We start from the raw sequence: 1151 nt of genomic DNA on the forward strand, positions 1-1151 counted from the left end.
CTTGTTATGTTTGCAGCTCTTTTTAAGTCTTCTTTGTTCATTTCTCTTTCTACCAATAAGTGCCATAATGGTTTATAAGAAATTGCCATATTATTACCCCTTATCCGTTTTATTGTTAAGATATATTATATCATAAATAGGCTGATAAGTCACTTTAGCCTATTTTATACTTGTGCTTACGTTAGTATTTATTGAGATAGTCCTTGTTTTTTTATGTGTCCCACTTGGAACTGCTCCAAATCAGACGGTCTCCAAGGGACATCTAAATCGTGTAATGCTATTAATTTGTTTTGTACATTTGTACCTGCTCCCATTTTTTGAGTAGAGCCTAATAATACTCTTACTTCTCCTCTTCTTACCTTAGAGAACAATTCATCTTTTTGTTTGTCTGTATCTGCTTCGTGGATAAAGGCTATTTCTTCTTTTGGTATTCCCATATTCACTAGCTTATTTCTAATATCATCATAGATATTAAATTCTCCATCTCCTTTTGGTGTGGACATATCTGAAAATACTAATTGAGTCGATGAATTTTCTTTTGTCTTATCCCAGATCGAAAAGATATTTTTAACGCATACATTTACCTTTGAATTAGGGTCATCAGGAAGTAATGGATTTATTAATCTTTGGTCAAGGGCAAGTTTTTTACCATCATTTGTAATCTTTAGCATATTGTCTTCTGTTGGTTCGACTTGGTTATTTCTAACCGCGTCAGCTCTTTCTGAAATAGCTTCTAATATTTCTTTCTGTTCCTCAGTAGGTTTTGTTTTAATAACTTCGAAGTTTGCTTCTGGTACTGGCAAATTTAACATATCTGAAGTCTTTATATCTGCTACTTCTTTAAACATGCTCATCAGTTCTGGCAAGTTATAAAACTTTGAAAATCTTGTCTTTTGCCTATATCCTGTGCCTTCTGGAGATAATTCAAAGGTGTTTTCTGTTTCTCCAAAAGTAGAAGCCCAAGCGTCAAAATGTTCTAATCCCCTTGCCTTTAAATCATCATACTGAAGGTATCTTTGCATGGTATAAAGCTCTGTCATTGAATTTGATATTGGTGTACCAGTAGCAAATACAACTCCCTTGCCATCTGTCATTTCATCCATATACCTACATTTCATATACATATCCGAAGACTTAAAGGCTTCACTTTG

At 33.7% G+C, this 1151-nt stretch carries 1 pseudogene; it reads right to left on the reverse strand.

Annotation, left to right across the window (positions count from 1 at the left end):
- Positions 1-200 precede the first annotated feature (200 nt).
- Positions 201-1151, reverse strand: a pseudogene (locus J2Z38_RS10465) (DNA helicase); the annotation flags it as partial.

This window comes from Anaerococcus degeneri (genome assembly GCF_017874475.1).
Classification (GTDB): Bacteria; Bacillota; Clostridia; order Tissierellales; family Peptoniphilaceae; genus Anaerococcus; species Anaerococcus degeneri.